Source organism: Staphylococcus sp. HMSC061G12, from assembly GCF_001838465.1.
GTDB classification, from domain to species: Bacteria; Bacillota; Bacilli; order Staphylococcales; family Staphylococcaceae; genus Staphylococcus; species Staphylococcus simulans.
Genome location: NZ_KV837093.1, coordinates 1 through 266, shown reverse-complemented (window position 1 = coordinate 266; position 266 = coordinate 1). Strand labels below are relative to the sequence as shown.

1 pseudogene is annotated in these 266 nt (G+C 36.8%); it reads right to left on the bottom strand.

The window, feature by feature from the left end:
* Positions 1-15: 15 nt before the first annotated feature.
* Positions 16-266: pseudogene (locus tag HMPREF2937_RS08045) on the bottom strand (MFS transporter); the annotation flags it as partial.

Here is a 266-nt window from a genome sequence, read left to right as displayed (position 1 = left end):
TTGATGATAAAGGAACTATATTTGTATATTTCTTCCTGCTCCAGAACTTATTATTGTAATTAACACAGCGGCGATTAGCAGTACAATCAAAGAAGGTGTCCATGAACCTGAAATATCGTGTAAGACACCAAATAGCAGTGGTCCTAAAGAAGCAAATGAGTATCCAATTGCTTGAACCATACCTGATAATTTAGCTGCAGTAATACCATCCTTAGTTCTTAAGCTAAAGAAGGTGTTAACCAGTCCAAAAGCTATACCACTGGCAA